The organism is Amycolatopsis sp. SID8362 (assembly GCF_010550475.1).
GTDB lineage: Bacteria > Actinomycetota > Actinomycetes > Mycobacteriales > Pseudonocardiaceae > Amycolatopsis > Amycolatopsis eburnea.
Genome location: NZ_JAAGNB010000001.1, coordinates 39,819 through 54,501 on the forward strand (window position 1 = coordinate 39,819; position 14,683 = coordinate 54,501).

General features: G+C 70.3%; 13 protein-coding genes and 1 pseudogene. 7 read left to right on the forward strand and 7 right to left on the reverse strand.

What is annotated here, in order from left to right; genetic code table 11:
* Positions 1-70: 70 nt before the first annotated feature.
* The gene (locus G3I65_RS00200; protein ID WP_166639446.1) at positions 71-709 is read right to left on the reverse strand and encodes an HNH endonuclease family protein; all 639 of its coding nucleotides are present in this window, start codon (positions 707-709) and stop codon (positions 71-73) included.
* Positions 710-849: 140 nt separating this feature from the next.
* Entirely contained in the window at positions 850-1,530 is a 681-nt protein-coding gene (locus tag G3I65_RS00205) for a hypothetical protein (protein WP_166639447.1), read from the reverse strand.
* Positions 1,531-1,606: 76 nt separating this feature from the next.
* On the opposite strand from G3I65_RS00205, the gene G3I65_RS00210 reads away from it, so the two are divergent.
* Entirely contained in the window at positions 1,607-2,893 is a 1,287-nt protein-coding gene (locus G3I65_RS00210) for an adenylosuccinate synthase (RefSeq protein ID WP_160693587.1), read from the forward strand.
* On the opposite strand, the gene G3I65_RS00215 is transcribed toward G3I65_RS00210, so the two are convergent.
* Positions 2,890-3,387 carry an OsmC family protein gene (locus G3I65_RS00215; protein WP_125308860.1) on the reverse strand — a complete coding sequence of 166 codons (498 nt, stop codon included), beginning with the start codon at positions 3,385-3,387 and terminating at the stop codon, positions 2,890-2,892. The two genes, G3I65_RS00210 and G3I65_RS00215, sit on opposite strands and share 4 nt — an antisense overlap.
* A gap of 119 nt (positions 3,388-3,506) precedes the next feature.
* On the opposite strand from G3I65_RS00215, the gene G3I65_RS00220 reads away from it, so the two are divergent.
* Positions 3,507-4,409: a TIGR03564 family F420-dependent LLM class oxidoreductase gene (locus tag G3I65_RS00220; RefSeq protein ID WP_160693589.1), complete on the forward strand. Its 903-nt coding sequence runs from the start codon at positions 3,507-3,509 to the stop codon at positions 4,407-4,409.
* Here G3I65_RS00220 and G3I65_RS00225 read toward each other — a convergent pair.
* Positions 4,390-6,024, reverse strand: coding sequence for a Na+/H+ antiporter (locus G3I65_RS00225; protein WP_160693591.1), 1,635 nt, complete (start codon positions 6,022-6,024; stop codon positions 4,390-4,392). The two genes, G3I65_RS00220 and G3I65_RS00225, sit on opposite strands and share 20 nt — an antisense overlap.
* Positions 6,025-6,174: 150 nt before the next feature.
* On the opposite strand from G3I65_RS00225, the gene G3I65_RS00230 reads away from it, so the two are divergent.
* Positions 6,175-7,413: an aromatic acid/H+ symport family MFS transporter gene (locus G3I65_RS00230; protein WP_160693592.1), complete on the forward strand. Its 1,239-nt coding sequence runs from the start codon at positions 6,175-6,177 to the stop codon at positions 7,411-7,413.
* A gap of 70 nt (positions 7,414-7,483) precedes the next feature.
* Here G3I65_RS00230 and G3I65_RS00235 read toward each other — a convergent pair whose 3' ends face one another.
* The 3 genes from G3I65_RS00235 to G3I65_RS00245 all read right to left on the reverse strand — a co-directional run bounded on the left by G3I65_RS00235 (position 7,484) and on the right by G3I65_RS00245 (position 11,191).
* Complete coding sequence (locus G3I65_RS00235) at positions 7,484-9,028, reverse strand: amino acid permease (protein WP_160693593.1); 1,545 nt, start codon at positions 9,026-9,028, stop codon at positions 7,484-7,486.
* A 71-nt stretch (positions 9,029-9,099) separates the two neighbouring features.
* On the reverse strand, positions 9,100-10,023 hold the full coding sequence (locus G3I65_RS00240; protein ID WP_160693594.1) for a serine hydrolase: 924 nt from the start codon (positions 10,021-10,023) through the stop codon (positions 9,100-9,102).
* A gap of 40 nt (positions 10,024-10,063) precedes the next feature.
* A complete protein-coding gene (locus G3I65_RS00245) occupies positions 10,064-11,191 on the reverse strand; it encodes a glycerophosphodiester phosphodiesterase (protein WP_160693595.1) in 1,128 nt (375 codons plus the stop codon).
* A gap of 408 nt (positions 11,192-11,599) precedes the next feature.
* On the opposite strand from G3I65_RS00245, the gene purD reads away from it, so the two are divergent.
* The 4 genes and pseudogenes from purD to G3I65_RS00265 form a co-directional block, all read left to right on the forward strand.
* Complete coding sequence (gene purD, locus G3I65_RS00250) at positions 11,600-12,874, forward strand: phosphoribosylamine--glycine ligase (protein ID WP_160693596.1); 1,275 nt, start codon at positions 11,600-11,602, stop codon at positions 12,872-12,874.
* Between the two features lie 117 nt (positions 12,875-12,991).
* A complete protein-coding gene (locus tag G3I65_RS00255) occupies positions 12,992-13,372 on the forward strand; it encodes a hypothetical protein (protein ID WP_166639448.1) in 381 nt (126 codons plus the stop codon).
* Positions 13,347-13,964 carry a DUF3558 domain-containing protein gene (locus G3I65_RS00260; RefSeq protein ID WP_309235219.1) on the forward strand — a complete coding sequence of 206 codons (618 nt, stop codon included), beginning with the start codon at positions 13,347-13,349 and terminating at the stop codon, positions 13,962-13,964. Before G3I65_RS00255 ends, G3I65_RS00260 begins: the two co-directional genes overlap by 26 nt.
* Before the next feature lie 9 nt (positions 13,965-13,973).
* Positions 13,974-14,683: pseudogene (locus G3I65_RS00265) on the forward strand (hypothetical protein); the annotation flags it as partial.

Consider the following 14,683-nt stretch of genomic DNA (forward strand, 5'->3'; position numbering starts at 1 on the left):
TGAAGGCCGTCCCAGCAGGCGAACGGCGGTCCCATTCCCTGGCACCGCACGGATTCGTCCTTGACAGGGATCAGCAGCGGCCCAGCATGTCCGTCAGCGCGGTCTTCTCCGCGGAGTTGATCGTCAGCTTGAACTTGTACTTCACCGCGACCCACATCTTCGCGTAGGTGCACCAGTACGACGTCAGCGGCGGCTTCCACTGATCGGGCGACTTGTCGCCCTTCTCCTGGTTGACGTTGTCCGTCACGGCGATCAGCTGCGGGTCGGTGAGGTCGTTCGCGTACGCCTGGCGCTGCGCGGTCGTCCAGGAGGACGCGCCGGTGCGCCACGCGTCGGCCAGCGGCACGACGTGGTCGATGTCCACATCGGACGCCGCGGTCCAGGTCGCGCCGTCGTACGGGCTCTTCCAGCTGCCGGAGGTCGCCGCGCAGCTGGAGTCGGTGACCACGTTCGTGCCGTCGCGCTTGAGCACCACTTCACGGGTGTTGCAGCTGTTGCCCTGGTCGATCCAGTGCGGGAACTTGTCGCGGCTGTAGCCGGTCTGCGACCCGTCGGCCTTGACGGTCAGTGCCGCGAGCTCGGTCTTCGCCGTCGTCGCCGACGGGATGCCCGGCGGGGTGGCCTCGGCGACGCTGACCAGCGTCCCGGAGAGCACGGCGGTGGCCGCGAGGATGGTGAACGAATGACGAACAGCACGCCTGGTTGGCATTTTGCTGCCTCCGTATCAGGTGCGGGGACAGCTAACCCTGATACACGGGAGTGGCGTGTGCAACACGTATAGGTGACATGTTGCTGTCCGTCGGTGAACGCGGCGTGGCCGCAACCTCACTCGACCGTGAAAATAGCAGGTCAGACCGCTCCGCGGACCAGCCGAAGGTCTTCCGTGTGCCGGTACCAGGTCCACTTGTTCACCGCGCGCTCGTAGACGACGTCGTCGCGCACCGGCCGCGTCGGGATGCAGCCGATCTGGAAGGCCCGCGAGTACAGCGTCGTCGGCCGCTTGAAGATCGTGCCCTTCACCACACGGACGGCCAGCCCGGGACCGTCCGGGTCCGGCGTCACCTCGATCGACGCGGCCGGCCCGCGCAGCGCCACCTGCTCGTCGGCGTAGGCCACCCCGCGGACCAGCCGCAGCACCCCGCGCCCGACGAGCACGCCGCCGACGTCGTCGCGGATCAGCGGCACCGGGTCGACCTCGCCGCGCAGCGCGAGCGCGAGGGCCTGCAGCGGCGTCTTCGGCAGCCCCCACAGCGCCGCGACCGACGAGTCCGGCGCCGACGGCACGAAACCGACCGACACGCCGGAGAGCGCGTCCTTCCGGAGCAGCCGCAGCACGACCGCCGCGAGGTCCGCGTCCGTGCCCGACACCACGAGGTGATCGTGTTCGCCCAGCAAGGGGTCGATTTCCGCCTTGCCGGGAAGGCTCGGGACGCGGATCGACTCGACGTCGTCGACCTCTTCGAAGCCGGCCGCGCCGTCGCCACAGGCCACCACGATTCCGCGCACCCGCAGGTCCTCCGTTACAGTCATGCACCGGCATTTCGTCAGCGCCACCGGTGTCCGTCCGGGACACTTAACCTCAGTCGTCGAACAACTGGAGTGTCACATGCCGGCCATCGTGCTCATCGGTGCCCAATGGGGAGACGAAGGCAAGGGCAAGGCCACCGACCTGATGGGTGACCGCGTCCAGTGGGTCGTCCGCTACCAGGGTGGCAACAACGCCGGTCACACGGTCGTCCTGCCGAACGGCGAGAACTTCGCCCTGCACCTCATCCCGTCCGGCATCCTGACGCCGGGAGTGACCAACGTCATCGGCAACGGCGTGGTGGTCGACCCGGGTGTGCTGCTCGACGAGCTCTCCGGCCTCGAAGCGCGGGACGTGGACACGTCCAAGCTGCTGATTTCGGCCGACGCGCACCTGATCATGCCGTACCACGTGGCCATCGACAAAGTCACCGAGCGGTACCTGGGCAGCCGCAAGATCGGCACCACCGGCCGCGGCATCGGCCCGTGCTACCAGGACAAGATCGCCCGCGTCGGCGTCCGCGTGCAGGACCTCCTCGACGAGAAGATCTTCCGCCAGAAGGTCGAAGCCGCGCTGGAGTTCAAGAACCAGGTGCTGGTGAAGGTCTACAACCGCAAGGCGCTCGACGCCGACCAGGTCGCCGACGAGGTGCTCGCGACGGGCGAGAAGTTCTCGCACCGCATCGCCGACACCCGGCTGCAGCTCAACCAGGCCCTCGAGCGCGGCGAAACCGTGCTGCTGGAGGGGTCGCAGGGCACGCTGCTCGACGTCGACCACGGCACCTACCCGTTCGTGACGTCGTCGAACCCGACGTCCGGCGGCGCGAGCGCGGGTTCGGGTATCGGCCCGGGCCGGATCACCACGGTGCTCGGCATCCTCAAGGCCTACACCACCCGCGTCGGCTCGGGCCCATTCCCGACCGAGCTGCACGACGAGTCCGGCGAATACCTGCGCAAGCAGGGCGGCGAGTTCGGCGTCACGACCGGCCGGTCGCGGCGCACCGGCTGGTTCGACGCGGTGATCGCGCGGTACGCGGTCCGCGTCAACGGCATCACCGACTACTTCCTCACGAAGCTGGACGTGCTGTCCGGCCTGGAGAAGGTGCCGGTGTGCGTCGGCTACGAGGTCGACGGCTTCCGCACGCAGGACATGCCGATGACGCAGACCGACGTGCACCACGCGATCCCGATCTACGAAGAGCTGCCGGGCTGGTTCGAGGACATCTCGGGCTGCCGCACGTTCGAGGAGCTCCCGGCGAACGCGCGCGCGTACGTCGAGCGCCTGGAAGAGCTTTCCGGCGCGCGGATCTCGGCGATCGGCGTCGGCCCGGGCCGCGACCAGACGATCGTCCGGCACCAGTTCGTCTAGGTCAGCTTCGTCGTCACCGGCGTCTCGTTGCGGAACAGGTCGAGCACCGGGCAGTGCTCGTCGACCTCGCGCTTGAGGTCTTCGTAGCGCTCCCGGCTCGCCGGGCCCTCCAGCTCGACGGACACCCGCACGTCCCCGAACCCGGGGCGGGTGTTGAAGGCGAAGCCGAAGAAGCCGTGCAGGTCGAGGTCGCCGTCGACGGTGACCTTGATCGAGTCGATCGGGATCCCGCGCTTCGCCGCCCAGAACTGGTACGTGATCACCTGGCACGACCCGAGCGCGGCGAGCGCGTACTCGACGGGGTTGGCGGCCTGGTCGGTCCCGCCGAGCGCGGGCGGCTCGTCGACGGTGAAGCCGTGGTCCCGCACCTTGACCTCGACCTCGGTCCGGGTGCCGGGCTTGAGGGTGTGGTCGACGCTGAAGGAAACGGCGGCGTTGTGCGGATCGGCGTCGACGGCCTTGCGGGTGCCTTCGATGACTTCGGTCAGCGACATGGGCTCTCCTGAAGATCGTGAGGGATGTGCCACAGGGTGGGCGAATCCCGGCGGGCCCGCTCGGGTTCTCAATTCCTGGGAACCCGGAAATCGGTCGCGCCGCTCGCTAGCTTGGGACCATGACCATCGGAGTCACGCTGCCGGCCGGCGACACCGGGGCCGCGCCGAACCTCGTCGACGAGCTCATCGCCCAGACCCGCCAGGCCGCCGACGCCGGCCTGAAGTCCGTCTGGTTCTCGCAGCTTCCGCTGAGCCAGGACGCCATCACCGTCGCCGCGCTCGCCGGGCGGGCCGTGCCCGGGATCGAGGTCGGGACGTCCGTCGTGCCCACCTACCCGCGGCACCCGCTGCTGGTCGCGAGCGCGGCGCAGACCGCGCAGGCCGCCACCGGTGGGCGGTTCACGCTCGGGATCGGGCTCGGCTCGAAGGGGTTCCTCGGGCCCGTCTACGGCGTCGAGTACCCGCCGCCGATCCGGCACCTGCGCGAATACCTGACCGTGCTGCGGCAGGTCTTCGACGGCGAAACCGTGGACTTCCACGGCGAAACGCTCGAAGCGCACCCGCCCGGACCGTCCACTGTGGGCGGTGACGTGCGGGTGATCGTGGCCGCGATGGGGCCGCAGGCGCTGCGGGTCACCGGCGAACTCGCCGACGGCACGCTGCCGTTCCTCGCCGGCCCGAGAGCGCTTTCCGAGCAGATCGTTCCTCACCTGCCCGCAGGCAAGCGGATCCTCGCGGCCGTGCCGGCGATCGTCACCGACGAACCCGACGCCGTGCGCGCGCTGGCCTTCGAGCAGATGGCGTTCTACCACCAGATCCCGTCGTACCAGCGGATCCTGGCCGCGGAAGGTGTCGAGCACGCGGCCGAGCTGGCGCTCATCGGCGACGAGAAGACCGTCCTCGAAGGACTCCAGCGCTACTACGACGCCGGCGCGACCGACGTCCTCGTTTCGCAGACCGGAATCCGCTCCGCCGAAGAACGCCTGCGGACGTGGGAAGTGGTCAGCTCAGCCGGTTCGTGAGGGTCGCCGACACCGAAAGCTCCTCCAGGTCGAGCTCCCGCAGCACCTTCCGCAGGACTTCGTCGTCGAGCCGCCCGGCGCGGTTCTCCTCGATCATCGCTTTGCGTTGCGTGATCAGGAGTTCGCGCCGGGCCTTCGCGAACTGGGCCTGCGGGCTGCCGGGCCGGTCCTCGCCGGACAGCGTGATCGCGGCCTTGGCGAAGCGGTAGCGCGTGTCGATCAGCCGCTGGAGCCGTTCCTTGAGCCGGTCGACCTTCTCCTGGGGCAGGTCCAGCGAAGCCAGCCGCTCGTGGCTGATCTCGCGCAGCCGTTCCTGCGCCGCCTTCTTCGCGACCTCGCGCGCGGCGAGCTCCTCGGCCTCGTCCCGCGACGCCTCCGCCGGGTCCTGCACCTTGAGCGCCCGGATCAGCGGCGGCAGCGTCAGCCCCTGGATCAGCACCGTCCCGATCGCCACGGTGAACGCGAACAGCTGGATCTCCTCGCGGCCCGGGGTCCCCGCCGGGACGCCGGCCGCGGCGGCGAGCGTGACCACGCCGCGCATGCCGGTCCACGACACCACCGCCAGCGTCCGCCACGACGGCGTCGCGCGGTCGCGGCCGAAGAGCCGCACGGTTTGCGGCAGGTACGCGGAGCCGAACACCGCCGGGATCCGCACCAGCATCGTCACCAGCAGCACGGCCACCGCGACCAGCGCGAGCGTCCCGTTGTCGCGGGCCGCGTGCTGCGCGCCTTCGAGGACGAACGGCAGCTGCAACCCCATCAGCGCGAACACCAGCGCTTCCAGCAGGACGTCGATCGACGCCCAGACGGATCTGTCCTGCATGCGGGTCGCGGGCGACGCGTACAGCGCGCGGTGCCCCAGCAGCAGTCCCGCCGCGACGACGGCGAGCACGCCCGAGCCGCTGAAGTCTTCGCTGAAGGGGTGCAGGTGCTCGGCGGCGACGTACGCGGCGAACGGCACGATGATCCCAAAGGCCGATTCCATCAGCGGGTCGTCGAGCTTGCGGCGGATCAGCACGACGAGCGCGCCGATCGCGAGGCCGACCCCGATGCCCAGCACGGTCGCGACGCCGAACACCGCGAACCCGTGCCCGGCCGAGCCCGCGGTGCCCGCGACGGCGGCGAGCGCGACCTTGTACAGCGTCAGCGCGGCGGCGTCGTTGACCAGGCTCTCCCCGGTCAGCACGGTCATCACCCGCCGCGGCAGGCCGAGCTTGCGGCCGATCGCCACCGCCGTCACCGCGTCCGGCGGCGCCACGACCGCGCCGAGGACCAGCGCGGACGCGAACGGCACGTCCGGCAGCAGCAGGTGCACGACGAGCGCGACGACCACGGCGGTCACCGCCACCAGCACGACGCCGAGCGCGACGATCGGCCGCAGCGCCCGCTTGAAGTGCGTCAGCGAGCTTTCCAGCGACGTCGAGTAGAGCAGCGGCGGCAGGACGACGGTGAGGACCAGTTCCGGTTCGAGCTCGAACCGCGGCACGCCGGGGATGAGCGCGACCCCGAGCGCGACGAGGACCACCAGCAGCGGCGCGGACAGGTTGTAGCGCCGGGCCAGTGCGGTCAGCGCGAGCGAGCCGGCGAGCACGCCCATCAGCGTCAGGATCTCCACGCGCGTGATCTTCCCGCAGGTAGAAGGCCTGCGCTCGGCTTCCGCTCAGTGGAAGTGAGCTGGATTACGTCGTACCCCCCCGTGCATACTTGTGCGCAATCCGCACACCTGTGCGGATCACGTGCACCGACGCACATCCGGAGGTTCCCCATGTCCCCTGGCACCCGCTCCTGGGTCGTGCCCCTCGCCTGGACCGCCGTCCTGCTCGACGGGTTCGACCTGGTCGTGCTCGGCACCGTGCTGCCCGTGCTGCTCCGCGACCACGTCTGGGGCCTGACCCCAGGCACGGCGTCGGTCGTGTCGACGGTCGGGCTGGCCGGGATGATGCTGGGCGGCCTGGCGATCGGCACGATCACCGACGTCATCGGGCGCCGGAAGTCCCTGATCATCTCCGTGGCGCTGTTCTCGCTGTGCACGCTGCTGTGCGCGTTCGCGCCCTCGACGTTCGTCTTCGGCCTGCTGCGCTTCGTCGCCGGGCTCGGCCTCGGCGGCTGCCTGCCGACGGCGATCACGCTGGTCACCGAGTACGCGCGCCACGGCAAGTCCGGCAGCGCGACGACCACGGTGATGACCGGCTACCACGTCGGCGCGGTGCTGACGGCGCTGCTGGGCATCGTGCTGATCTCGCCGCTGGGCTGGCGCGCGATGTTCGTCGCCGGCGCGATCCCGGCCGTGGTGCTGATCCCGCTGATGCTGAAGTTCCTGCCGGAGTCCGAGTCGTTCCAGCGGGTCCGCGACACCGAGCGGTCGGCCGGGCACGCCGTCGCCGGTCTGTTCCGGGGCGGGCTGCTGCGCGCGACGATCGCCTTCTGGGTCACGTCGTTCATGGGCCTGCTGCTGGTCTACGGGCTGAACACCTGGCTGCCGGAGATCATGCGCCAGGCCGGCTACCCGCTCGGCGCCGCGCTGAGCCTGCTGCTGACGCTGAACGTCGGCGGCATCGCCGGGCTGCTCGTCGCGGGCCGCGTCGCCGACCGCGTCGGCATCCGCCCGTCGGCCCGGATCTGGTTCGTCGCGGGCGCGGTGTTCCTGGCGCTGCTGAGCGTGAAGCTGCCGGCGGCCGGGCTGTACGCGGCGGTGTTCCTGACCGGCTGCTTCGTGTTCAGCGCCCAGGTGCTGGTGTACGCGTACATCGGCCGCATCTACCCGGACGCGATCCGCGCGACCGGTCTCGGCTGGTCCGCGGGCATCGGCCGGATCGGCGCGATCTCGGGACCCCTCCTGGGTGGCGCGCTGCTGACGGCCGGAATCGCGTACCCGTGGGGCTTCTACGCGTTCGCCGGCGTCGGCGCCTTGGGCGCGGCCGCGGTCACGCTGGTCCGCCCCGGCCACGACTCCCCGGCCACCACCCCCGCCCCCACCCCGGAGTCCCGCCCCGCCACCATGTGAAAGTCCGTGAAGGCCTCCTTACCGGCATTTATGACCGGTAAGGAGGCCTTCACGGACTTTCGAGCGAGCGTCAGGCGAGGTCCTTGAGTTCCTGTTCCACGGCGGCGAGTTCGGCTTCGGACCCCTGGACCTTCGGGCCCTTGAACCACTTGCGGGCCGAGAGCACCCACCACAGCGCCGCGCCGCCGAGCACGACCAGGAACGCGATCGGCGTGTAGTTGAAGGAATCCACCGTCACCGGCGACACCTGCGGGAGCATGAACAGGAAGAAGATCAGCACGACCCAGATCGTCGCGACGATCCCGACCGGCTTGCCCCACTTGCCGAGCGTCCACGGGCCCGGCTCGAACGAGTCCCCGCGCCGCACGCGCAGGAACACCGGGATCACGTACGCCACGTAGAGGCCGACCACCGCGATCGACGTCACCGCCGCGTAGGCCGTCGCGCTCCAGAGGTAGGGCAGGGCCAGGACCAGCGCACCGCCCGCGGCGAGCCACACGGCGTTGGTCGGCGTCTGCGTGCGCTTGTTGATCTTGTGCCAGAAGCCCGACCCGGGGATCGCGCCGTCGCGGGCGAAGGCGTAGATCATCCGCGAGTTCGCCGTCACCGACGCCATGCCGCAGAACAGCTGCGCGCCGATGCAGATCAGCAGCAGGAACTTGCCGGTGACGGCGCCGGTCGCGTCGATGAAGATCTGCGCGGGCGGGACGCCGGTGGCCGAGCCGACGGCGCCGTCGTAGTCCTGGATCGCGAACGTCAGGCCGATCAGCAGGATCCAGCCCGCGACGAGCGACACGACGATCGACATCACGATGCCGCGCGGCCCGGCCGTCGCCGCGCTCTTCGTCTCCTCGGTCATGTGGGCCGAGGCGTCGTACCCGGTCAGCGTGTACTGCGCGACCAGCAGGCCGAGCGCGAACACGTAGAACGTCGAGCCCCAGCCCGTCTGGTTCACGAAGCTGCCGAAGACGAACGACGCGTCCTGGTGCTTGGCCGGCACGAAGACCAGCACGCCGACGATCACCAGCACGCCGATGAGGTGCCACCACACGCTGACGTTGTTGAGGATCGCCACGATCCGGACGCCGAAGGTGTTCAGCAGGCCGTGCACCACGAGGATGATCGCGAGCAGCAGGATCGTGTGGCCCGGCGTCGCGGCGTAGCCCCACTGCAGGTCGAGGAAGGCGTTGAGGAACAGCGCCGCGCCGAAGTCGATGCCCGCGGTGACGGCGATCTGCCCGATGAGGTTGAACCAGCCGGTGAACCAGGACCACACCGGCCCGGACTTGTTCGGCGCCAGCTTCGCCGCCCAGTAGTAGAGGCCGCCCGCGGTCGGGTAGCTGGAGCAGACCTCCGCCATGCCGAGGCCGACCAGGATGACGAACACCCCGACCAGCGGCCAGCCCCAGATCATCGCGGCCGGGCCGCCGGTCTTCATGCCGAAGCCGTAGAGCGTCAGGCAGCCGGAGAGGATCGAAATGATCGTGAAGGAGACGGCGAAGTTCGAGAACGCCGACATCGTCCGTTTGAGTTCCTGCGCGTACCCCAGCTGGTGCAGGCGGGCGCTGTCTTCGTCAGCGTGGTCGGGAGTGGTCTGCTGGTCGGAAACGTCCATTCGGGCACCTCTTGAAAGGTATGCGGCCAGACCATTGAATTCGCCGAAGGTAGCCCCGGTCCCGAGGGGTGTCAAGCCTTCGTCAAGAACTCGCCCAGCTGCTCCAGCAGGGGCCCGCCACCTCGGTGGTCGTTCGAGATCAAGGTCGCGGTGACGCCCGATGACGGCTGGTGGTCGCTCCGGAACGAGACGCCGTGGTCGCCACCTTCCAACCGGACGACGCCGGGGCGCGGCAGCCAGAAACCGAGGCCGTAGCGCTCGCCGCGCAGCATCCGCCCGACCCACTCGCGGGGCACGATCCGGCTGTCGAGCAGCGCGGGCCAGAACTTCCTGAAGTCCGGCGCGGAGCTGTAGATCCCGCCGTCGCCGAAGCCGGCCACGGGGAGGCTGAACACGTTGGTGCGGCCGTCTTCGAGGTAGCCGGTGGCGGTCCGGGCGGGCAGCGCGTCCGAGCGGAGGAACGCCGTGTCGGTCATGCCGGCGGGTTCGGTCACGCGGGTCCGGACGAGCTCGGCGAAAGGTATGCCCGCGATCCGTTCGGCGATCAGGCTCAGGACGGCGAAGGCACCGTTGTTGTAGTGGAACCGTTCGCCCGGCGGGAACTTCTGCGGGTAGCCGTCGAGTGCGGCGAGGTAGTCCGCCGACGTGGCGAGCAGGGGCGTGGGCGGCGGATCTTCGGCTTCGTCGCAGTAGTCGCCGATGCCGGAGGTGTGCGTCAGCAGGTGTTCGACGGTCACGCCGTCGTCGATCAGCGGGAGGTCGGCGCCGAGGACTTCGCGGGCGTTCGTCGTGAGTCCGAGGCGTCCCTCGGCGATCAGGCCGACGACGGCCAGCGCCGTGAAACCCTTGGTGCCGCTGGCGATCGCGAACCTCGTGCCGACCGTGTTCGCCACGCCGTACGCGATGTGCGCGTAGCCGGCCGCCTCGGCGAAGAGCGTCTCCTCGCCGCGGCTGACCAGCACCACACCGGAGAAGTCCGTGAGGGGCACCTTCATGGACTCAGCGTCCCCGAGGGTGCCCCTCGCGGCCAGCGGTTTACCGGCCCAGGAACGCGTGCAGCGACTCGAGCGCGGTGTCCGGCTGGTCGGCGAAGAAGCCGTCGACGCCGGCCTTGAAGAACGCGGCCTCCTCGGTGAAGACGTCACCGTAGGCGTCCGGCTCGGCCGAGGAACGCAGGTTCGCCGGCAGGAACGGGTTCTCGTTCCGGAACGTGTACGGCTGCACCTTCAGGCCCGCCTTGTGCGCGTCCGCGACGAGCGCGGTCGGCGTGGTCAGGTTCCCGGCGGCGTCCAGCGGGATGATCTGCCCCTTCTCCGGACCGAGGTACTTCGCGTACTTCGCGACGTCGCGCAGGCCCTGCGGGGTCACGAGGTCGGCGTACGTCCGCTTGTCGCCCTTCGCGACGAAGTCCGCCGGCGCGCCCTTGGCCGAGGTCAGCTGCAGCAGCGGCGTCCGGACCTGCTTGTGCAGCTCGATCAGGTTCGACACCTCGAACGACTGGATGATCGCGGGCGCGTCCGGCCGGTCGAGGCCGTTGTGCTTGAGCAGCGCCACCAGCTTCGGCTCGGTCGGGTTGCCGATCGAGGAGAAGAACGTCGAGTGCTTGACCTCGGGGTAGGTGCCCAGCGTCCGGTGCAGCTCCCGGCCGAGCCGCTTGGTCAGGTCGAGCACCTCCTGGTAGGAGGCGATCTGGTAGCGGCCGTTGTAGAGCGTGTTGTGCGGGCGGTTCGCCGGGATCCGCTCGACCGCGCGCAGCGTCTTCAGCTCGGCCAGGGTGAAGTCCTGGGTGAACCAGCCGGTGGTGCTGACGCCGTCGAGCACGACGGTCTTCTTCCGGTTCGCGAACTCAGGATGGCTGGCGACGTCGGTGGTGCCGCCGATCTCCGGCTCGTGCCGGGCGACGAGCTGGCCGTCCTTGGTGGGCACGAGGTCGACGTCGACCCAGTCGACGCCCATCCGGTACGCGAGCTCGTAGGAGGCGAGGGTGTGCTCCGGCCGGTACCCGGGCGCGCCGCGGTGTCCGATGATCACGGGGTCATCGTGGCCCCGCCCGTGCGCGGCCGCATCGGCGGACCCCCCGCTCGCCGCGGCGCTCGCGATACCGGTGACGCTCAGCAACGCCAGCCCGGCCAATGCCAGTACACCCACACGTTTGCGCTTCATCTGGTGACCTCTTTTCACACAGGGTGTGCCCTGACTACCCGCGTCACCTTCGATGCCGCAAGCGTCTCGCGGGGGTATCCGGACGAACAGGACGGTGAACGACACGTGGACTCCTGCTCGTCCGGGTGTGTGCGGCGCTCCGCAATGCCATGAACGGGTCGTTCATCTCGCCGGACGTGGTGAAAGGGTCGTTCATTACTTCCGGACCCCGGCGCCGCCACCCGTGCGGCCGGTCCGGCGGCCCGCGATGTCATGAATGAGTCACTCACCTCGCCGGACGACATGAATGAGTCATTCACTACATCCGCCCCGCACCCCGGCTCGTCACGGACCGCGCGAGCGCCCTCACCCGCCGTGCCTGGGGCGGCGAAATGTCCGGCGGGAACCCGGCCGGATACGCTGTGCTGCGTGCGCGTACTGGTAATCGGCTCCGGCGCTCGTGAGCACGCCCTCGTCCTCGCGGCTTCCGGCGACCCCGCCGTCACGGCGCTGGCCTGTGCCCCTGGCAACGCCGGCACCGCTTCGGTGGCGGAGCAGCTCGGTGTCGAGGCGGCCGACCCCGAGGCGGTCGCCGCGCTCGCGAAGAGCTGGCAGGCCGATCTCGTCGTGGTCGGGCCGGAGGTCCCGCTCGTCGCCGGCGTCGCCGACGCCGTGCGCAAGGTGGGGATCGCCTGCTTCGGCCCGTCGGCCGCGGCGGCCCGGATCGAAGGCTCGAAGGCGTTCGCGAAGGACGTCATGGCCGCGGCGGGCGTGCCGACCGCGCGCAGCGAGGTGGTCGACAACCCGGCCCGCCTCGACGCCGCGCTCGCGCGCTTCGGGCCGACCTGGGTGGTCAAGGACGACGGGCTCGCCGCCGGCAAGGGCGTCGTCGTCACCACCGACTACGACGTCGCGCGCAAGCACGCGATCATGCTCCTCGACGGCGGCCACCCGGTGCTCCTGGAGTCCTTTTTGGATGGTCCGGAGGCGTCGCTGTTCTGCTTCGTCGACGGCAACACCGTCGTCCCGCTGCTGCCCGCGCAGGACTTCAAGCGCGTCGGCGACGACGACGCCGGCCCGAACACCGGCGGCATGGGCGCGTACGCGCCGCTGCCGTGGGCGCCCGAAAACCTGGTCGACGAACTGGTCGAGAAAGTCGTCCAGCCGGTCGCGGACGAGCTGGTGAACCGCGGCGCGTCCTTCTCCGGCCTGCTCTACGCCGGGCTCGCGCTGACCTCCGACGGCCCGCAGGTCATCGAGTTCAACTGCCGCTTCGGCGACCCGGAGACCCAGGTCGTGCTGGCGCTGCTGCGCACGCCGATCGCCGGGCTGATGCACGCCACCGCCACCGGCAAGCTCGCCGAGCACCCGCCGCTGGAGTGGGCCGGGGGCGCCGCGGTCACCGTCGTGATCGCCGCCGACGGCTACCCGGGCAAGCCGCGCACCGGCGACGTCATCACCGGAGCCGAGCTGGAAGGCGTGCTGCACGCCGGCACGCGCCGCCGTGACGACGGCGCCGTCGTCTCCTCCGGCGGCCGCGTGCTGTCGGTCGTCGGTACCGGCAAGACGCTCAAGTCGGCGCGCAAGCACGCGTACGAAACCGTGGAAAAGGTGCACCTCGCGGGGTCGCACCACCGCACGGACATCGCGCTGAAGGCGGCCAACGGAGAGGTCGGCGCTCCCGCCGCGAAGCAACGCGCCTGATTTCACGGGAACCGGCCGGGCACGATCTTCGTCCAAACTCAGGCTGCCGCCACACCCGCGTTGGTAGCCTCGACGAGAAGCCGGCCGGTCACTGTCCGTATGACGTCAGGGGAGAGCATGTCAGGACCCTCGTACGACCTGAGCCCAGCCGTCCCGGTGGCGCCGGGCGTGGCGGACGTCCTGGTCCGCCCGGACAAGCTCCTGGACGTCGCCCGGATCGTCGAAGAGCAGGCCAACGCCCTCGAAGACCAGCTGATCACCCGCCTGGACCAGCTGCGGGTCGACGCGCCGTCGGCGGACGTGATCAGCACGCAGTCGATCGAAGCGTGGAACCGCCTGATCGCCGACGGCGACCGGTCCTACGCCGGCCAGGTCCGCGAGTACGTCGCGGGCCTCAAGCGGCTGGTGTCGCAGCTGCGCGACGCCGCGAAGGACTACAAGGTCAGCGACGAAGAAAAGGCGGCGGTGTTCGGTGACCGCGGCAAGCACGGTGCGTAGCAGCGCGGTGCTGCTCACCGGCGGCGTGCTCGCGACGGCGGCGCTCGCCGGCTGCTCGGCGGACAAGGACGGCACCCCGTACCCCGTCGAGACGGCCGCCACCGCGGCGTCGCAGAGCGCGAAGGCCGCCCAGCTGCCCCAGCGCCCGGCCGACCTGCCGCTGCAGGGCGTCGACCTCTGCGACCTGTTCCCGCAGGTGCAGCTGGACGCGATGAAGATCAGCAGCACGCCACGGCAGGCCGACAGCGCGGACGGGCCGGTCTGCGTGCTCGACGCCGACCGCGAAGAGCCCTTCCACGGCTACCAGGTCGGCGCGGTGACCGCCGACCTCGACGAGTGGATCACCGGGGCCCGGCGCAAGAACAGCATGACCACCGAACCGAAGGCCATCGGCGGCTACCCGGCGCTGACGAGCTACCGCGCGGCCGCCGACCCGGCCGACTGCACCACGCTCGTCGGCGTCGCGAAGGGCCGGACGCTGACCATCCGGACGTTCCCCATCACCCGCGGCAAACTCACCCAGCCGCAGCTGTGCGACATGTCGGCGCACGCCGCCGACCTGGCGCTGCAGACCTTGAAAGCACGCAACTAGGGAGGGCGCGTGGAATTCTCCGAGCTCGCGGCCGGGATCCAGAACCACCGGTTCGACGGCTGGACCAACACCGCGATCGCCGACCAGATCACGCGGATCGTCAACGGCGACGGCACCGGCAGCATCGGTACCGCCGTCGACGCGCTGAAGGCCGTCGCGACCGCGCTCGCCCACACCGACCAGACGCTGCGCGCGCAGCTGCTGAAGCTCGGCGTCGAGTGGCAGAGCCAGGCGGGGGGCGCGGCCGGCCAGGTGCTGACCGAGCAGGCCGGGTTCTCCCAGGACGCCACCACGAAGGTCGCGCACGCCGCGGAAATGGTCTTCGAGCAGGGCGAGTCCTTCAACCGCACCAAGTACAAGCTGCCGGACGCCGAAACCGTCCGGAAGGGCGCGGGCGGCTACACGCTGACCGACGGGCTGCTGCTGTCCCTGATCGGCTTCGAGACCGACCACGCCCGGCAGGTCGAGGCGGCGAACAACGCCAAGGCGCAGGCACAGCAGGCGCTGAACGAGTACGCGCAGGAGAGCGGCACGAACCTGCTCTCGACGCAGTCGCTGTCCGACCCCGAGTCGCTGAAGCTGGCCGCGCCCGGTGTCACGCCGGGCGTGCTCGACGTCGCCGGCGCGGCGGTCGCGGTGACGCCGGACGGCGGCGTGCGACCCGCTTCGGACAAGGTCCGGTCGGTGCACGTCGACCCGCCGGTGGTGCAGCCCGTTTC

Coding starts and splice junctions, on each gene's coding strand:
- G3I65_RS00255 (WP_166639448.1), top strand. CDS start 12,992: ATGTCAGGACCCTCGTACGACCTGAGCCCAGCCGTCCCGGTGGCGCCG.
- G3I65_RS00230 (WP_160693592.1), top strand. CDS start 6,175: ATGTCCCCTGGCACCCGCTCCTGGGTCGTGCCCCTCGCCTGGACCGCC.
- G3I65_RS00215 (WP_125308860.1), bottom strand. CDS start 3,387: ATGTCGCTGACCGAAGTCATCGAAGGCACCCGCAAGGCCGTCGACGCC.
- G3I65_RS00200 (WP_166639446.1), bottom strand. CDS start 709: ATGCCAACCAGGCGTGCTGTTCGTCATTCGTTCACCATCCTCGCGGCC.
- G3I65_RS00240 (WP_160693594.1), bottom strand. CDS start 10,023: ATGAAGGTGCCCCTCACGGACTTCTCCGGTGTGGTGCTGGTCAGCCGC.
- G3I65_RS00210 (WP_160693587.1), top strand. CDS start 1,607: ATGCCGGCCATCGTGCTCATCGGTGCCCAATGGGGAGACGAAGGCAAG.
- G3I65_RS00235 (WP_160693593.1), bottom strand. CDS start 9,028: ATGGACGTTTCCGACCAGCAGACCACTCCCGACCACGCTGACGAAGAC.
- G3I65_RS00205 (WP_166639447.1), bottom strand. CDS start 1,530: ATGACTGTAACGGAGGACCTGCGGGTGCGCGGAATCGTGGTGGCCTGT.
- G3I65_RS00220 (WP_160693589.1), top strand. CDS start 3,507: ATGACCATCGGAGTCACGCTGCCGGCCGGCGACACCGGGGCCGCGCCG.
- G3I65_RS00245 (WP_160693595.1), bottom strand. CDS start 11,191: ATGAAGCGCAAACGTGTGGGTGTACTGGCATTGGCCGGGCTGGCGTTG.